Source organism: Pseudomonas sp. 10S5 (genome assembly GCF_035019745.1).
Classification (GTDB): domain Bacteria; phylum Pseudomonadota; class Gammaproteobacteria; order Pseudomonadales; family Pseudomonadaceae; genus Aquipseudomonas.
This window is the reverse complement of record NZ_JASJVL010000001.1, coordinates 268521-283429: the sequence shown is the minus strand read 5'-3', so window position 1 is coordinate 283429 and position 14909 is coordinate 268521. Positions and strand designations below refer to the sequence as shown.

The 14909-nt window shown below is 52.3% G+C and carries 11 protein-coding genes; 7 read left to right on the top strand and 4 right to left on the bottom strand.

From position 1 onward, the window contains the following. Positions 1-2 precede the first annotated feature (2 nt). Complete coding sequence (gene arnT, locus QN378_RS01285; protein WP_323547244.1) at positions 3-1697, top strand: lipid IV(A) 4-amino-4-deoxy-L-arabinosyltransferase; 1695 nt, start codon at positions 3-5, stop codon at positions 1695-1697. Positions 1698-1885: 188 nt separating this feature from the next. Here the strand turns inward: arnT and QN378_RS01280 are convergent, their stop codons facing one another. The 4 genes from QN378_RS01280 to QN378_RS01265 all read right to left on the bottom strand — a co-directional run bounded on the left by QN378_RS01280 (position 1886) and on the right by QN378_RS01265 (position 8411). Beyond that, entirely contained in the window at positions 1886-2563 is a 678-nt protein-coding gene (locus QN378_RS01280) for a haloacid dehalogenase type II (protein ID WP_322203918.1), read from the bottom strand. A gap of 340 nt (positions 2564-2903) precedes the next feature. Next, on the bottom strand, positions 2904-3836 hold the full coding sequence (locus QN378_RS01275) for a copper resistance protein B (protein ID WP_323547246.1): 933 nt from the start codon (positions 3834-3836) through the stop codon (positions 2904-2906). A 3-nt stretch (positions 3837-3839) separates the two neighbouring features. Beyond that, the gene (locus QN378_RS01270; RefSeq protein WP_323547248.1) at positions 3840-5660 is read right to left on the bottom strand and encodes a copper resistance system multicopper oxidase; all 1821 of its coding nucleotides are present in this window, start codon (positions 5658-5660) and stop codon (positions 3840-3842) included. Positions 5661-6056: 396 nt separating this feature from the next. Then, positions 6057-8411, bottom strand: coding sequence for a heavy metal translocating P-type ATPase (locus QN378_RS01265; RefSeq protein WP_323547249.1), 2355 nt, complete (start codon positions 8409-8411; stop codon positions 6057-6059). Positions 8412-8776: 365 nt separating this feature from the next. Here QN378_RS01265 and QN378_RS01260 point away from each other — a divergent pair, with 365 nt between their 5' ends. The 6 genes from QN378_RS01260 to copD all read left to right on the top strand — a co-directional run bounded on the left by QN378_RS01260 (position 8777) and on the right by copD (position 14833). Continuing rightward, on the top strand, positions 8777-9466 hold the full coding sequence (locus QN378_RS01260; RefSeq protein ID WP_322203926.1) for a heavy metal response regulator transcription factor: 690 nt from the start codon (positions 8777-8779) through the stop codon (positions 9464-9466). After that, positions 9463-10851, top strand: coding sequence for a heavy metal sensor histidine kinase (locus QN378_RS01255; protein ID WP_323547251.1), 1389 nt, complete (start codon positions 9463-9465; stop codon positions 10849-10851). Before QN378_RS01260 ends, QN378_RS01255 begins: the two co-directional genes overlap by 4 nt. Before the next feature lie 303 nt (positions 10852-11154). Beyond that, entirely contained in the window at positions 11155-11565 is a 411-nt protein-coding gene (locus tag QN378_RS01250) for a hypothetical protein (protein ID WP_322203930.1), read from the top strand. After that, positions 11562-13061: a multicopper oxidase family protein gene (locus QN378_RS01245; RefSeq protein WP_322203932.1), complete on the top strand. Its 1500-nt coding sequence runs from the start codon at positions 11562-11564 to the stop codon at positions 13059-13061. The genes QN378_RS01250 and QN378_RS01245 overlap by 4 nt, the downstream gene beginning before the upstream one ends. Before the next feature lie 446 nt (positions 13062-13507). After that, positions 13508-13891: a copper homeostasis periplasmic binding protein CopC gene (gene copC, locus QN378_RS01240; RefSeq protein ID WP_322203934.1), complete on the top strand. Its 384-nt coding sequence runs from the start codon at positions 13508-13510 to the stop codon at positions 13889-13891. 3 nt (positions 13892-13894) lie between these two features. Next, positions 13895-14833 (top strand): copper homeostasis membrane protein CopD, encoded by a 939-nt coding sequence (gene copD, locus QN378_RS01235; RefSeq protein ID WP_322203936.1) that lies wholly within the window; start codon positions 13895-13897, stop codon positions 14831-14833. Positions 14834-14909 lie beyond the last annotated feature (76 nt).

The following is a 14909-nucleotide window of genomic DNA, read 5'->3' as shown; positions in this document are numbered from 1 at the left end:
GCATGTCTTCGACCATCTCGACAAACCGTCCAATAGCGTCGGCAAAGCCGACCGAGGGGCTGCATGCGCTGGCCTATCCGGCGCTCTTTATAGCCTTCGCGCTGTTCTTTATTTTCCCGCTGGGCCTCCATGGGCTTTGGGTACCCGATGAAACCCGTTATGCACAGGCGGCTCAGGAGTTGCTGCACAGTGGCAACTGGGTAGTGCCACACTTCTTGGGTCTGCGCTATTTCGAGAAACCAATCGGCGGCTACTGGTTAATCGCAATCGGCCAAGCGGTGTTTGGCGACAACCTGTTCGGCGCGCGAATAGCCTCGGCGCTGACCACCGGGGCGACAGTTCTACTGGTGTATTTATTGGCCCAGCGGATATGGAATGATCCACGCAAAACCTGGACCGCCTGTCTGCTGTATATGACATTTGGCCTTGCCGCCGGACAGGCCGGTTACTCCAACATCGACCCGCAATTGGCGCTGTGGACCACTCTCAGCGTGGCTTCGGCCTGGTTCGGGCTAGAAGGCCGCAATGCGAGAGAGCGCGGCTTTGGCTGGGTGATGCTGGGTGTTGGATGCGCATTGGGCTTTATGACTAAGGGCTTCCTAGCTTGGTTATTGCCGATGATCGTAGTCTTACCGTACGCGGTGCTCAAAGGTCGCTGGCGGGTATTGCTCAAGGGGGGGACGTTGGCGGTTCTGATTGCCATCCTACTCAGCCTGCCGTGGATTCTGGCGGTCAACCATCGCGAGTCGGATTTCTGGAATTTCTTCTTCTGGAACGAGAATATCCGCCGCTTCTCCGGTAACGATGCTCAGCACGCGGCACCCTTCTGGTTCTTCCTGCCTATCCTGTTCGCCGGCACCCTGCCATGGCCTTTGTTGGTAATCCCCAGCCTGAAGCGAGCCTGGGCCGAGCGGAGCGACAGAAATATCGTGTTTTTAGCGCTGTGGTTTGCCATGCCGTTCCTGTTTTTCAGTCTGAGCAAGGGCAAGCTGCCGACCTATATTCTTCCATGCTTCACGCCGTTCGCACTGCTGATGGCCAATACGCTAGTGGACAAACTGCGACAGGGCGACCTGGGAGCCTTGCGCGCCAACGGCTTGTTCAACGTGGCCCTCGGCAGTCTGTCGCTGCTTAGCTTGATCGGTCTGGAACTGGTGAATCCGGTATTTGAAGGTCATACCCTGCGCTTGGTTGGCGCGGCAGTCGTCTGCCTGGTCTGGGCATTGTGTGGTTTTCTACAATGGAAGCGAGCCGCTAAGCATTGGTACGCGCCAGCGCTGGCCATCTGGGTATTGATCGCTATCCTGCCAAACTCGATGCCACAAGTAATCGTCGACAACAAAATGCCAGACCAATTCATTGCTCAACACCTGGAACAACTGCAAGGCACCAAATCCCTGCTTAGTAATAGCCTGGGAACTGCATCGGCCTTGGCCTGGCGCCTGAACCGGACTGATGTGACTCTGCTTGATGTCGAGGGTGAGCTACGTTACGGGCTTGGATACGCTGATGCACAAGACCGCCGCGTCTTATCCAAAGACGTAGCTGAATGGCTGAAAAAGCAGATGAAGCTGGGCTCTGTCGGGATAGTGCTGAAAGAGTCCGATAAAGCTGATAAAGAGCAGCTCCCGTCATGGCTTCCCGATGGTGCGAAGCTCTTCCGAGAGAATAATCTGCTCATCGTAATCACTCCCTAGAGCCATCCAAGGTTTATTCGAACTCTACCGAGTCTCACGCATATCGAACCTACTGAGTTCGAGCAACTGAAGGGGGCGGGAGCTGGCTAGTTTGTAGCCTGCTCCCGCCCGAATTCGTGATGCGTAGGCGGTATTGCGACAGTTAGAGATTAAGGCTACTTCAAGTACGCCTTAATCTCTCAAGGACGTTATTTAATATTTTGCAGTTTGTGGCCCGCATTAGTTAAACCATCTAGGATCAGATGCGGTTCAACTCCCCAGGGGTCAAACTGCACCGCCGGGTCACGATTCACCCACGCACACTTCAAGCCTGAATGCATTGCCCCCAGAACATCAAAAGGATTGCTCGACACCAAACAGACTTCTGCGGCTGGCAGTTTACAGATGCCAATGAGATGGTCATATACTTCTGGAGCCGGTTTAAAAGAGCGTACTGACTCTACACTTACGATACCCGTGAAGAATTCGCGGACGTGGGCATGCTGTAGCAGCCGCTCGACAGCTTGCTGACTACCATTTGAAAACGCGTACAAATGCAAGCCACTGTTTACCATCTCTTCAAGCGCGCCGCTTACATCGGCGAAAGCTTCAAGTTCTGAGTAGGTGTCCATAAGCAATTGGATGCTAACACTATCAAGTTCTATCGACTGTTCACGACAGGCGAAGATCAATGCTTGGCGGGTACAGATAGAAAAGTCGCAGTAATCACGCATCAGTCCTCTGCGGAAGCTGTATTCCAGCTGTTTTTGTCGCCAGGTTTTCGCCACAATTAGCGCTTTTTCACCTATCAACTGGGTCAATTGACCTAGCACACCTTGAGTGTCGATCAACGTTCCGTAGATATCGAATGCAATTGCCTTGACCATGGTCGGCTACTCCTGCGTTGAATAAATTAAGAACCTATAAGTGTAAAAACAGTGGGCATGACAACTCAGGGGGGGCGTGCGTAGACTATCCATTGTGCGATGCTTTAACGTCCCACCCGGTGCAAGTGCCTTATCCGCCAGTGATTTGTTAAAGATTCATACCGGCATTATGGACTGGATAGGAATGGACTGACCGGATATTTTTTAAAGCCTGACCAAGGCAGGCATGATCACTTACCGAATCAGCCTCATTAACCGCAGCCGCTAGGCTCGCGTGATTTGATCAGGACCGCAGATCGACTGATAGGGAGCCATGAGCTGATTTGAATTGTACGGGTACCTAAAACCACATCCGGATGCCCGCCACAAATCTCGTCTGGTTTGAATCACCTCCTTCGTTATTAATCAAGTCGGCCGTGTTGCCATAAGAACGATTCCAGGTCACCCCGATATACGGAGCAAACTCGCGGACAACCTCGTAACGCAGTCGAAATCCTAACTCAGTATCAGCCAATCCTGAACCTATGCCCCGGCCAGGGTCGTTTTTCCCATAAAGGTTCATTTCCAGCCTGGGCTGCAAGATCAGACGATTGGTGAGCAGAATGTCATAGTCGCTTTCTAACCGAGCGGCGGCATGGCCATTCTCGCCGATATAGGCAGTGACCTCCGATTCAAGGTTATACAGAGCCATACCTTGGATGCCGATGGCGCCCCATGTCTGTGGCGAACCAGGTTTGAAGTCTTGACGCACTCCCGTGACAACCTCCCACCAAGGACTTATTGAGTGCCCCCACAGTGCTTGGAGTTCAGCGTGCTCAGTCACCCCGTTGGTGCGTTCACCTTCTGACCGCAGCCATAGCCGATCAACGTCACCGCCGATCCATCCTTTTGCATCCCAATTGAGCGTGCTGCCGCCCATAGAGTCCTGGTACTCAAACTGATCAAGCAGGAAGAAAGTATTGAGTTTTTTATCATGAACACCGTGGCCGGCAACATCGGGAAACGCAGCTTGGCGATCCGCATCGGAAAGCACCGGGATGGGTGTTCGGCTGGTGCTGCGCGATTTCGAGTCGTTCATTTTACTGTGATCCATCGTGTCCATCTGGCCAGAGTCCATGTTGTCCATCGAACCATGATCCATCTTTGAGTGATCCATCTGACTGCCGTTGGGCGCTATGGGCGGATTCACTTCCTCAGCTTTTAACGCCGAGCTTAAAAAGGCTGCGCTAACTGAAACAGAGAGTGCAATCAAATATTTACTCATAACCAGCATCCTTTACTCATCAACCCGGACTTCACGGAACATGCCCATTTCCATGTGAAACAACAGATGGCAGTGATAGGCCCAACGCCCTAGCGCGTCGGCGGTTACGCGATAGCTGCGCTTAGTACCCGGTGGCATGTCGATGGTGTGTTTGCGCACCATGAAATTACCGTCCTCATCCTCAAGGTCGCTCCACATTCCGTGAAGGTGGATGGGGTGAGTCATCATCGTGTCATTCACCAGTGTGATTCGAACGCGCTCGCCATATTTAAGACGTATAGGCTCCGCATCAGAAAACTTGATGCCGTTGAACGACCAAGCAAATTTTTCCATATGGCCTGTGAGATGCAGCTCGATGGTGCGGCTGGGTGTGCGGCCGTCGGGATCTGGAAAGGTGCTTTTCAGATCGGCATAGGTGAGTACGTGACGTCCATTGTTCCTCAAGCCAATACCAGGATCGGTGAGCTTGGGCGTCACATTCATGGCTTGCATGTCGACTAAGGGATTGTTGGTTTCGGAAGCCGGGTGGGACTGCATTTCTGCTTCCATTCCAGCCATCCCGGACATCCCGGCCATATCACTGTGCTGCATACTACCGCCGTCCATACCCGTCATCTGGCCGTGATCCATCCCAGACATCGCGGACATACTTCCCGGCTTCATGCCACCGTCGCTCATACCGGCCATGCTGCCGTGCTCCATCCCTGCCATACCGGCCATTCCCATGTCATCCATCGTAATGAGTGGGCGTGGATCGGTAGCAGGGACAGGTGCGCTCATTCCTTCGCGCGTTGCCAAGGTTCCGCGTGCATATCCGGTTCGGTCCATGGACTGCGCGAAGATGGTGTAGGCATCTTCGCTAGTCGGCTCGACGATCACGTCATAGGTTTCTGCCACGGCAATGCGGAACTCCTCGACGCTGACAGGATTAACGTGCTGACCATCGGCGGCCACCACGGTCATTTTCAACCCTGGTATACGGACATCGAAGTAACTCATGGAAGAGCCGTTAATGAAGCGAAGACGGAGCTTTTCGCCGCGTTTGAAAATTCCTGTCCAGTTACCGTTGGGCGCCTGACCATTCAGGAGGTAGGTATAAGTGTTCCCGCTCACGTCCGCTAAGTCAGTGGGGCTCATTTTCATCTCGGCCCACATCTTCCGATCAGCCACCGTAGCGGCCCAGCCCTTCTCGCTGACATCCTCAATAAAATCACCAACGGTGCGTTTGTGATGATTGTAGTAATCCGACTGTTTCTTGAGTTTGGCCATGACACGATCGGGCGCTTCATCGGTCCAGTCAGTTAGCATCACCACATAATCACGGCTGTATTGAAACGGTTCGGGCGCTTTCGCATCGACTACGATCGGCCCGTAAACGCCTGCTTGCTCTTGCAAGCCAGAATGGCTGTGGTACCAATACGTACCGTTCTGATGGACCTTGAACTTGTATTCGTACATGCCATCGGGTGCTATGCCATGAAAACTCATTCCTGGCACGCCATCCATATTCGCTGGCAGGATAATTCCGTGCCAATGGATAGAGGTGTCTTGGTCCAGACGATTTTTCACCCGGATCGTGACTGTTTCGCCCTCGCGCCAGTGGAGCAACGGCCCTGGCAAAGAGCCGTTGACCGTCATGGCGGTGCGGGGTGATCCGGTTATATTTACCGGGGTTTCACCGATGAAGAGATCAAATTGGTTGCCGGTCAGTACGCTGGGCATATCGGGGCTGGTCACGGCCCATACAGGCGTGCGCCAGAGGCCAAAGCCGCCGAGAACTCCACCAGCGGCCAAGCCTTTGACGAACGTCCGCCTAGAAGTTTTGGAATGCATACTGTTTATGTCCAATCAGTCAAAGAGTAACCCTGCGAAACAGCCACTTCGGTGCTCACAGGTTGATAGCGCGGTATCGAGTGCAGAAATTGCCACAGTTTAATCACTGCCGCGATTACATTTCTGTCAGCTTAGTGACCAACGCAGTTGCGACGAAGCCACGCGAGAATGACCAAGACCCAGACTGCTCCGACGTGCCGGATGTATGAAATAAGCTTCAGGAACAGTGCTCATGTGGGGCGATGGGGGTAAGCGACCTGTGCCTGAAGCTTGCGAAGCGAATACAGACGTCCTTCTTGTGCTGAGCGGGCTATTTAGCCGCAAAAAACAAGCATCAGCCTTGACTTGGCGGGAAGGTCAAGGAGTGTCTAAGGTTGTGGGTCGAGCAGTTTTTGCTCACTCTATATGGGTGTTCTTCAGTCTTAATGCATTGAAAACGACGGATGCAGAGCTAACGCTCATGGCGATTGCCGCGATCATCGGCGATAACAGATGTCCCGTTATGGGGTATAGCAAGCCCGCCGCCAGAGGGATTCCCATCGAATTGTAGATAAAAGCAAAGCCCAGATTCTGCCGCATGTTTTTTACCGTCGCGACAGAGAGCGCCCGCGCTCGGAGAATCCCCATTAAGTCACCCTTTACTAGCGTGAGCTGTGCACTATTCATCGCAACGTCTGTGCCTGTTCCCATGGCAATGCCTACATCTGCTCGGGCCAGCGCAGGAGCATCATTGATTCCATCGCCGGCCATGGCAACGCGCCTTCCCGATTTCTGCAAGTCTGCGACCAGACGCTCCTTATCCTGAGGTTTCACCTCGCCATGAACCTCTTCAATACCCATTTCCCTGGCAACAGCACGGGCAGTGGTAAGGCCATCTCCGGTGGCCATAATGATCCTTACATGGTCTGCTTTAAGTTTAGTAACAGCCTCCCTGGAAGTCGGCTTGATCGGATCTGAGACTGCCAGCAACCCTGCCAATATTCCATCCACTGCCACGTAGATGATGCTGATCCCCTCAAGGCGCAACTGCTCCGCGCGAGCTTCAAGCGAATCGATGCTTACCCCAGCCACGGCCATTAATGCCGTGTTGCCAAGCTGAATTTTCTTACCATCTACCAAGCCGCTGACACCTATTCCTGAACCGGATTCGAACGACTCCGGTTTGGTCAAAACAAGGTTTTCAGACCGGGCATGATCCACAATTGCATGGGCTAATGGATGTTCACTGCCTTGATCAAGACTGGCAGCGAGTTGGAGTACCTCATTGGCCGCGAACTTGTGGGTGACCTCCACGCTGTGAAATACCGGACGTCCTTCTGTGAGGGTGCCGGTCTTATCGACGATCAGCGTGTCGATCTGGCACAGATTCTCGATAGCGCCAGCATCTCTGAACAGCACGCCCATACTGGCGGCTTTGCCGGTGGAAACCATGATTGACATCGGCGTCGCAAGCCCCAACGCGCAAGGGCAGGCAACAATTAACACTGCAACCGCGTTTATCAGTCCAAAAACCCAGCTGGGCTCAGGACCAAACAACCCCCACCCCAAAAGAGTGAACATCGCAATAACAATGACTCCCATCACAAAATAACCGGCAACGGCGTCAGCCATTCGCTGCATCGGCGCTTTAGAACGCTGAGCCAAGGCCACCATTTGAACAATTTGCGACAGCATGGTCTCGGCACCAATTTTCTGCGCCTCCATGATCAAGCTGCCATGGGTATTGAGCGTTGCACCCATGAGGCTATCACCGCCCCTTTTCATTACGGGCAAGGGCTCGCCGGTGAGCATCGATTCATCTACTGCGCTTTCGCCCTCCAGAACGGAACCATCGACAGGAACTTTTTCACCCGGTCTTACCCGCAAATGGTCGCCCTTATGCACATGGGTAAGCGGGACATCTTCCTCTTCGCCATCGGCATTGATCCTGCGCGCGGTTTTCGGAGACAAGCCAAGCAAGGATTTAATCGCCGAAGACGTTTGTGATCGAGCTTTAAGTTCAAGCATCTGTCCGAACAAGGTCAGCGAGATAATCACGGCGGCGGCTTCGAAATAGACGCCAATGCGGCCTTCTCGCACAAAGGCGACGGGGAAGCTCTCAGGAAACAGTGTTGCTGCGACGCTATAGAGATAGGCTGCGGATGTGCCTAGGCTAATCAAGGTCCACATATTGGGACTGCGATGGCGAATCGAATCGATGCCTCTCACAAAAAAAGGCCAACCCGCCCACAAAATGACTGGCGTTGCGAGGCTTAGCTCAATCCAGTTCTGAATAGTCCCGTGAAATAACTGCCATACATGCCCCGTCATCGCGAGTACTGTCACGATCACAGTTAAGGGTAATGACCACCAAAAACGACGGGTGAAATCCTTGAATTCAGGATTTTCATCCTCTTCTAGCGTGGGCATGACCGGTTCCAATGTCATGCCGCATATCGGGCAGGTACCGGGGCCAAGCTGACGTATTTCCGGATGCATAGGGCAGGTGAACTGAGTGACCTCTTGTATTTCAGTGGCTGGGCCGGTGTGACTGGAATAATCGCTATCCAACTGTTCAGGCGCGTAGCGACCAGGTTCCGCTCTAAACTTCTTTTGGCAATTCAAGCTGCAAAACTGATAGGCGTGCCCCTGATAATTCTCGCTGAAAGAGCCCGGAGAGGTAATAGCCATGCCACACACCGGATCGCACCGACTTTCATCCTCCACCCTTGCAGAATGAGTATGACCATGGTCGTTTTTTTCGGTAGGCATGGCTATTTTTCCTTTTTCAACTGGGTGGATTGTGCCAGATCAACAGGTTGACCATGAACCGTGTGCATGTCCGAAAGTAGGCATCCGCCTTAAAAAACAAATGAAGTATTCATAGTCAATCAAACGCAGCCATTGCAATCAATTGGATAATCTTGATCGAATTGAATACACCTCTTGCTAGACGAATATAGTCTAATCACTTCTGCGGGCCGATCATTTATTGAAGGCCCCTGTGGGCTAAAAGCCGACAGGCGTTCAAGCGGACGAACATTTACCTGACGCAGAGATTACATTTATGTAAGTTTCAAATCAGCGAGACTTATTTGATGCACACTCATCTTAATGGTCCCGTTGAGATTCACCTCATGAAACTTCTAGTCGCTGAAGATGAACCGACATTGGGCATTTATCTACAGCAGGGCCTGACTGAGGCCGGATTTACTGTTGATCGTTTTACCGACGGCGTTGAGGCCCTTCAACACGCGTTAAGCGAGGCCTATGACTTACTGATTCTGGATGTGATGATGCCGGGAATGGATGGATGGGAACTCCTTCGAAAGGTCCGTAAGTCAGGAAAAGAAGTGCCAGTGCTATTTCTGACGGCGCGAGACAGCATTGAAGATAGGGTCAAGGGACTGGAGCTTGGGGCAGACGATTACCTGATCAAACCATTCGCCTTCTCTGAGTTGCTGGCTCGCGTTAGAACCTTGCTACGTCGCGGTAACAGCACCCCTGCGCAAACCCATATAAAAATGGCTGACCTTGAGGTCGACCTGCTCAAACGCAGGGCAATTCGGGGAGGAACGCGCATAGACCTGACGGCTAAGGAGTTTGCGTTGTTAGAGCTACTGCTGCGTCGTAGAGGCGAAGTGCTCTCAAAATCGCTCATCGCCTCTCAAGTCTGGGATATGAATTTCGACAGCGATACCAATGTGATTGAAGTGGCCGTCAGAAGGCTCAGGGCGAAAATTGATGACGACTTCGACGTTAAGCTGATCCAGACCGTCCGAGGTATGGGTTACATGCTCGACTCACCGGACTTGGATCAGAGATGAACCGCCTCTCCCTCACCACCCGCCTGAGCTTGATGTTCATGCTTTCGGTGACCGTCGTGCTAACTGTTGCCGGCGTCAGTTTCAATCATCTAAGTCAGCATCATTTCAAGATGCTGGATCAACAAACCCTGGACGAAAAACTCAGCTCAACCCAACGAATTTTGGGAGAGCTGCACAACATCGATCAATTCAGTGAGTTAAAACCACAACTTGAGGCGTTGCTGGGGGCCCACCGAGATTTGACGGCAATCATCCTGAACAGCGAAGGAAAGTTGTTTTTCGCTAGTCCCGGGCCCGTCACTGTGCCAGAGCAACTGCGCACGCTCGATAGTCAAACAATGTGGGAATGGAAAGACCATGAGCAGACTTACCGCGGCGTGACCGCCCCGGCAATGGTTTCCGGACAGATTAAACCGCTGACCGTGATCTTGATCTTTGATGTGACGCAGCACATGTCTTTCTTCGAAACGCTTCAGCAATGGTTCTGGACAGGATTGGTCATCAGCGCACTGGCCAGTGCCGCACTGGGGTGGATGGTAGCACGCAGCGGTATGCGACCTATTCGGCAGTTGACCATGGTCGCGGCATCTATGTCCGCCGGTTCGCTGAAAGACCGCATACCATTGGCACCCGTGCCAAAAGAACTCCAACAGATGGTGACATCGTTCAACGCCATGTTGTCTCGTCTGGACGATGCGTTTGTTCGGCTTTCAAATTTTTCCGCAGACATTGCTCATGAGCTGCGAACGCCCGTCAGTAATCTGATGACGCACACTGAAGTCGTGCTCTCACGAAAAAGAAACATTGAGGACTACGAAGACAATCTGTTTTCAAATCTCGAAGACTTGAAGCGTATGTCTCGCATGATCGATGACATGCTTTTTCTGGCCAAGTCCGACAATAAATTGATCAAGCCAGAAAACACCCAGATAGAGCTGCGGGAGGTGGTGGGAACATTGCTCGAATACTATCGCCTGCTGGCTGACGAGCGAGGCATTGAGCTTCGCGTATTAGGTGCTGGAAGTGTTAGCGGCGACGTATTGATGCTGCGCAGGGCTATCTCGAACTTACTGTCGAATGCGCTACGTTACACGCCAGAGGGAGAAACCATTTGCGTGGACATCTGCCAGACAAAAACCTCGACGGTGCTGACGGTACAAAACCCCGGGACGACTATTGCGCCCAAGCACCTAGATAAACTTTTTGATCGTTTTTACCGCGCAGATCCTGCGAGACGTGAAGGGAGCCCCAGTAACGCAGGACTGGGGTTATCGATTACTCGATCCATCATTGAAGCTCATGAGGGCAGGATATGGTGCACTTCAGCCGATGGAACAACTGTTTTTCATATTGAACTCTCTAGTGCCGGTACCAAACGTGCCTAAGAATGACGATGCTTCGAGCCAACGTTTAGCCCAAGAGCCGATTCCTGAAGTACCAGTAGTAACGGGAGTGCTGTCATGTTTGACGTATATCAACAATCTCCATTCAACCAGCGCTATTGTTTACAGGTGGCCGGGTGGTCAATCAACCAAAGTAGGTTAAGTGGGAAGTAACCTCATCTTGGAAAGCGCTGTTACGGTTGATCCTAGAGTCGGCTGCCATACCCTCTACGCATACTGCTCGACTGCATACTGATTCAGCGCGGTCCAACCGTGCGAACGTTCCCCTTAGTCTGGAGATTTGCCATGCAAGCACCACTGAAATTAGTTTTAGCCGCTCTAATCGCAGCCATCGCCATAGTCGCCAATGCCACGGAAGCTCACCCTCCGGCTGAAGCCCCGCTACCCACCACCGAGACAAGCACTCAGCCCCAGTCTGATGCCGATCATGCCATGACTCAGCAAATGCAGAAGATGCAAGCCGCCCGCGACAAAGTTTCCGCCGCCAAGACGCCTGCCGAGCGCCGGGCCGCTATGCAGGAGAGCATGCAGACCATGAAAAACTCCATAGCCATGATGCGGACTATGCACGCAGGCAAAGGTTGTAATGAAATGGGCATGCCAGGCTCAGCAAATGGCGGTACAGGAATGATGGACATGATGATGAAGATGATGGATCAGCAGTCCAGCATGATGAATATGCAGATGTCCAAATGAAAACTTACTTGATGCAACGGCGCACCTTTCTTGGAGGGTTAGCGTTGACCGGGCTAGCTGGCCCCTGGTTACAGGCATGGTCGGCAGACACCATGACCGCCTCGTCCACACCTCTTGGACTACCGTTGCTGGCACCAGAGCTGCTACCGACTGGCAGCTCACTGCGAGAAATTCCCAAATTAGCCAACACCAGCAGCGTACCAGGCTACTTTGAGGCAACTCTGACCGCTGCGCCTGTCTCAGTTCCCTTTGTTCCCGGAAAAACCGCGACCGAATTCTGGGCCTACAACGGGGGCCTGCCTGGCCCGCTGATCGAGCTGTTTGAGGGGGACAAGGTCGCAATCACCTTCGTCAACAATCTTACACAGCCATCCACTATTCACTGGCACGGCTTGCCAGTACCGTCGGACCAGGACGGTAATCCGCATGATCCTGTACCGCCAGGCGGGCGCCGTACTTACAGTTTCAATTTGCCCGAAGGCAGCGCAGGCACTTATTGGTATCACCCGCATCCGCACCAAAATACCGCGGAACAAGCGTTCCGAGGCTTGGCAGGTCCACTGTTGATAAGGTCGCGGCATGACCCTCTGGCTCATTTACCAGAGAGGTTGCTGGTGGTTTCAGACCTCAAACTCGACAGTTATGCCACCATCGCACCGAACGAAGCCAACGACTGGATGAATGGTCGCGAAGGTCAGTTCGCCTTGGTCAATGCCCAGCACCAACCCGTTTTACCATTCGCCGCCGGAGGTCGTGAGCGCTGGCGCGTCGTGAACGCCTGTAGTGCTCGCTATCTGCAACTCGCGCTGCCCGGTAGCACGCTAACGTTGGTCGGCACCGACGGTGGTCTGCTCGAAAAGCCACAGTCGGGGTTGACCGAATACCTGCTGGCCCCAGCTCAGCGGATCGAACTGATAATCGACGCGGGCAGCCGTCGCGACCGAGTGGAATTGAACGCTAATGTCTATGCGCGCGGCAAGATGGGCAAAGTGGCGCCCGATCACATCATGCCGCTGCTGACAGTTGATTTTACGACAGTCACAGCCACTGGCCAGGCAGCCCTGCCGCTTAAGCTCGGCTCAGTACCCGACCTTGGTGCGGCCACCGCAAGCAAACAGGTGGTATTCAGCGAAAAAATGAGTATGGCCAACGGTCGCCATAGCGTGCAGTTTCTGGTCAACGACCAAGAATACGACATGCAACGTATCGATCTGGTGAGCCGAATCAACGAGGTAGAGCTCTGGGAAATCGTCAATCACTCTGACATGGATCATCCCTTCCACCTGCATGGCAATCAGTTCCAAGTGGTTGAGCGGGAGTTTGACGGCGTTGTCACACCGGTATCTTTCCGTGCATGGCAAGACACCGTCAACCTGCGTTCAAGTGAAATCGTACGCATTAAAACCTTACAGCGATTGCCTGGTCTGCGGATGTTTCACTGCCACATCCTCGAACACGAAGAGATGGGCATGATGGGGCAACTCAATGTGGTTTGATCACGAACGACAATAAAATCTTCGGCCGCAGTCGCTCCAGACGCGAACACACTGAAAGATTGCTCGGACCGTTAGAAGCGTGCACTCCTCGTCGGTTAGCTCGGTCATCGTTCAAAATAAGGAACTGACCGAGCTCGACGTTAGATAAACCTGCGGTTAATCAATGGAAATGCACTTGATATCCAACGAGTGGACGATCGCATCAGTGAAATAGGCTGAAACCTGGCGCAGGCGCAAAGCTTACTGAATTGTAATCGACCAACACGCTGTCGTGTGGCATCGTGTCACAGCTTCAGTAAGCAGGCATATTTAATCTATCACTTGAGCCAATCTTTATAATGCGGCAGATACAAAAGCTCGTCTGTTGACGCGAACAAAACCGAACACTATAAATCCAGATAATCCATATAAAATTAAACGACGGCCTGTGCCGTGAGGAGTCTTGCATGTCATTGTTTAAAACTTCAACTCTGGGGGTGGCACTTACTGCCGGAATGCTTTTGAGCGCGGTAGCCCTGGCGCATCCAAAGCTCATATCTTCAATCCCTGCTGATGGTGTTGTCTACGCAGCACCCGCTAAAATTGAACTCCACTTTTCGGAAACTCTTTCGACTCAGTTTTCAGGCGCCAAACTGATAATGACGGATATGCCCGGCATGCCTAACTCACCGATGAGTATTAAAGCTAATATCTCTGGCAGTGGGGATCCTAAGGTCATGATCATAACACCCTCGTCCCCGCTCACCACGGGTTCTTATAAAGTCGAATGGCGGGCAGTTTCTTCCGACACTCATCCAATGACTGGTCACTTTTCTTTTAAAGTGAAATGATACATGAGCGACTCAATCAATATTATTCTTCGCTTCGCTCTTTATATGGACCTGATGCTGTTATTCGGCCTGGCAGTCTTCGGCTTGTATAGTCTTAAGGGAAAAGAGAGGGTATCCGGCGCTGTTCTAAACTTTGAGTCGCTCCTGTTCGGCACCGCCATTATCGCTATACCCCTATCCCTTTTCGCCATGTTATTGCTCGCTAAAATGATGAGTGGCGTCTCTGATTTCATGGAGCTTCATCATCACATTTTCCAAATGATTCTGATGGGCACTGATGTTGGATTGAGCTGGATGGTTAGAATAATATCCCTGACACTGGCGTGCATAGCCGTCGCGTTGAATAGACGCTTCGCGACTCCAAGTTTATGGGCAGTTACCCTATTCAGTGCTATCGCCCTGGCAACTCTCGCATGGACAGGGCACGGCGCCATGGATGAAGGCAGCCGTCGTTACCTGCATTTCACCAGCGATATCCTTCATCTTTTGGCAGCAGGTGGCTGGTTAGGTGCCATCGCAGGATTCTTCCTATTGCTGCGAGCAAAGCCGCTTATGGGCGAACAGGAGGTGCGGATTTTGGCGAGAGCCTTGACCGGATTCGAGTCCGCGGGTGCATTGATTGTAGTGACCCTAGCCCTGTCCGGAATAGTGAACTATCTTTTCATCGTCGGGCCTGTTTTTGACCACGTCATATTTAGCATCTACGGGGTGCTGTTACTTATAAAAATATTACTGTTTGCAGGGATGATTGTATTGGCAATCCTTCATCGTTTTCATTTGAGTCCTTCATTAGCCCGCTCTATTAAAGAAGGCGAATACACCGTTGCCGTTAATGCCCTTAGACGCAGCATGACCTTGGAATTCACATTAGCGATAGTCATTGTGTGCTTGGTTGCGTGGTTAGGAACGTTGAGTCCTGACATGGAACCATTAGCTAACTGAGAAAAAAATCTGAGGTGTGCAGGCGTGGTCGCGAGCTGCTTGCTCCGACCATAAAGCGAAGTTAACGTCAATGAGG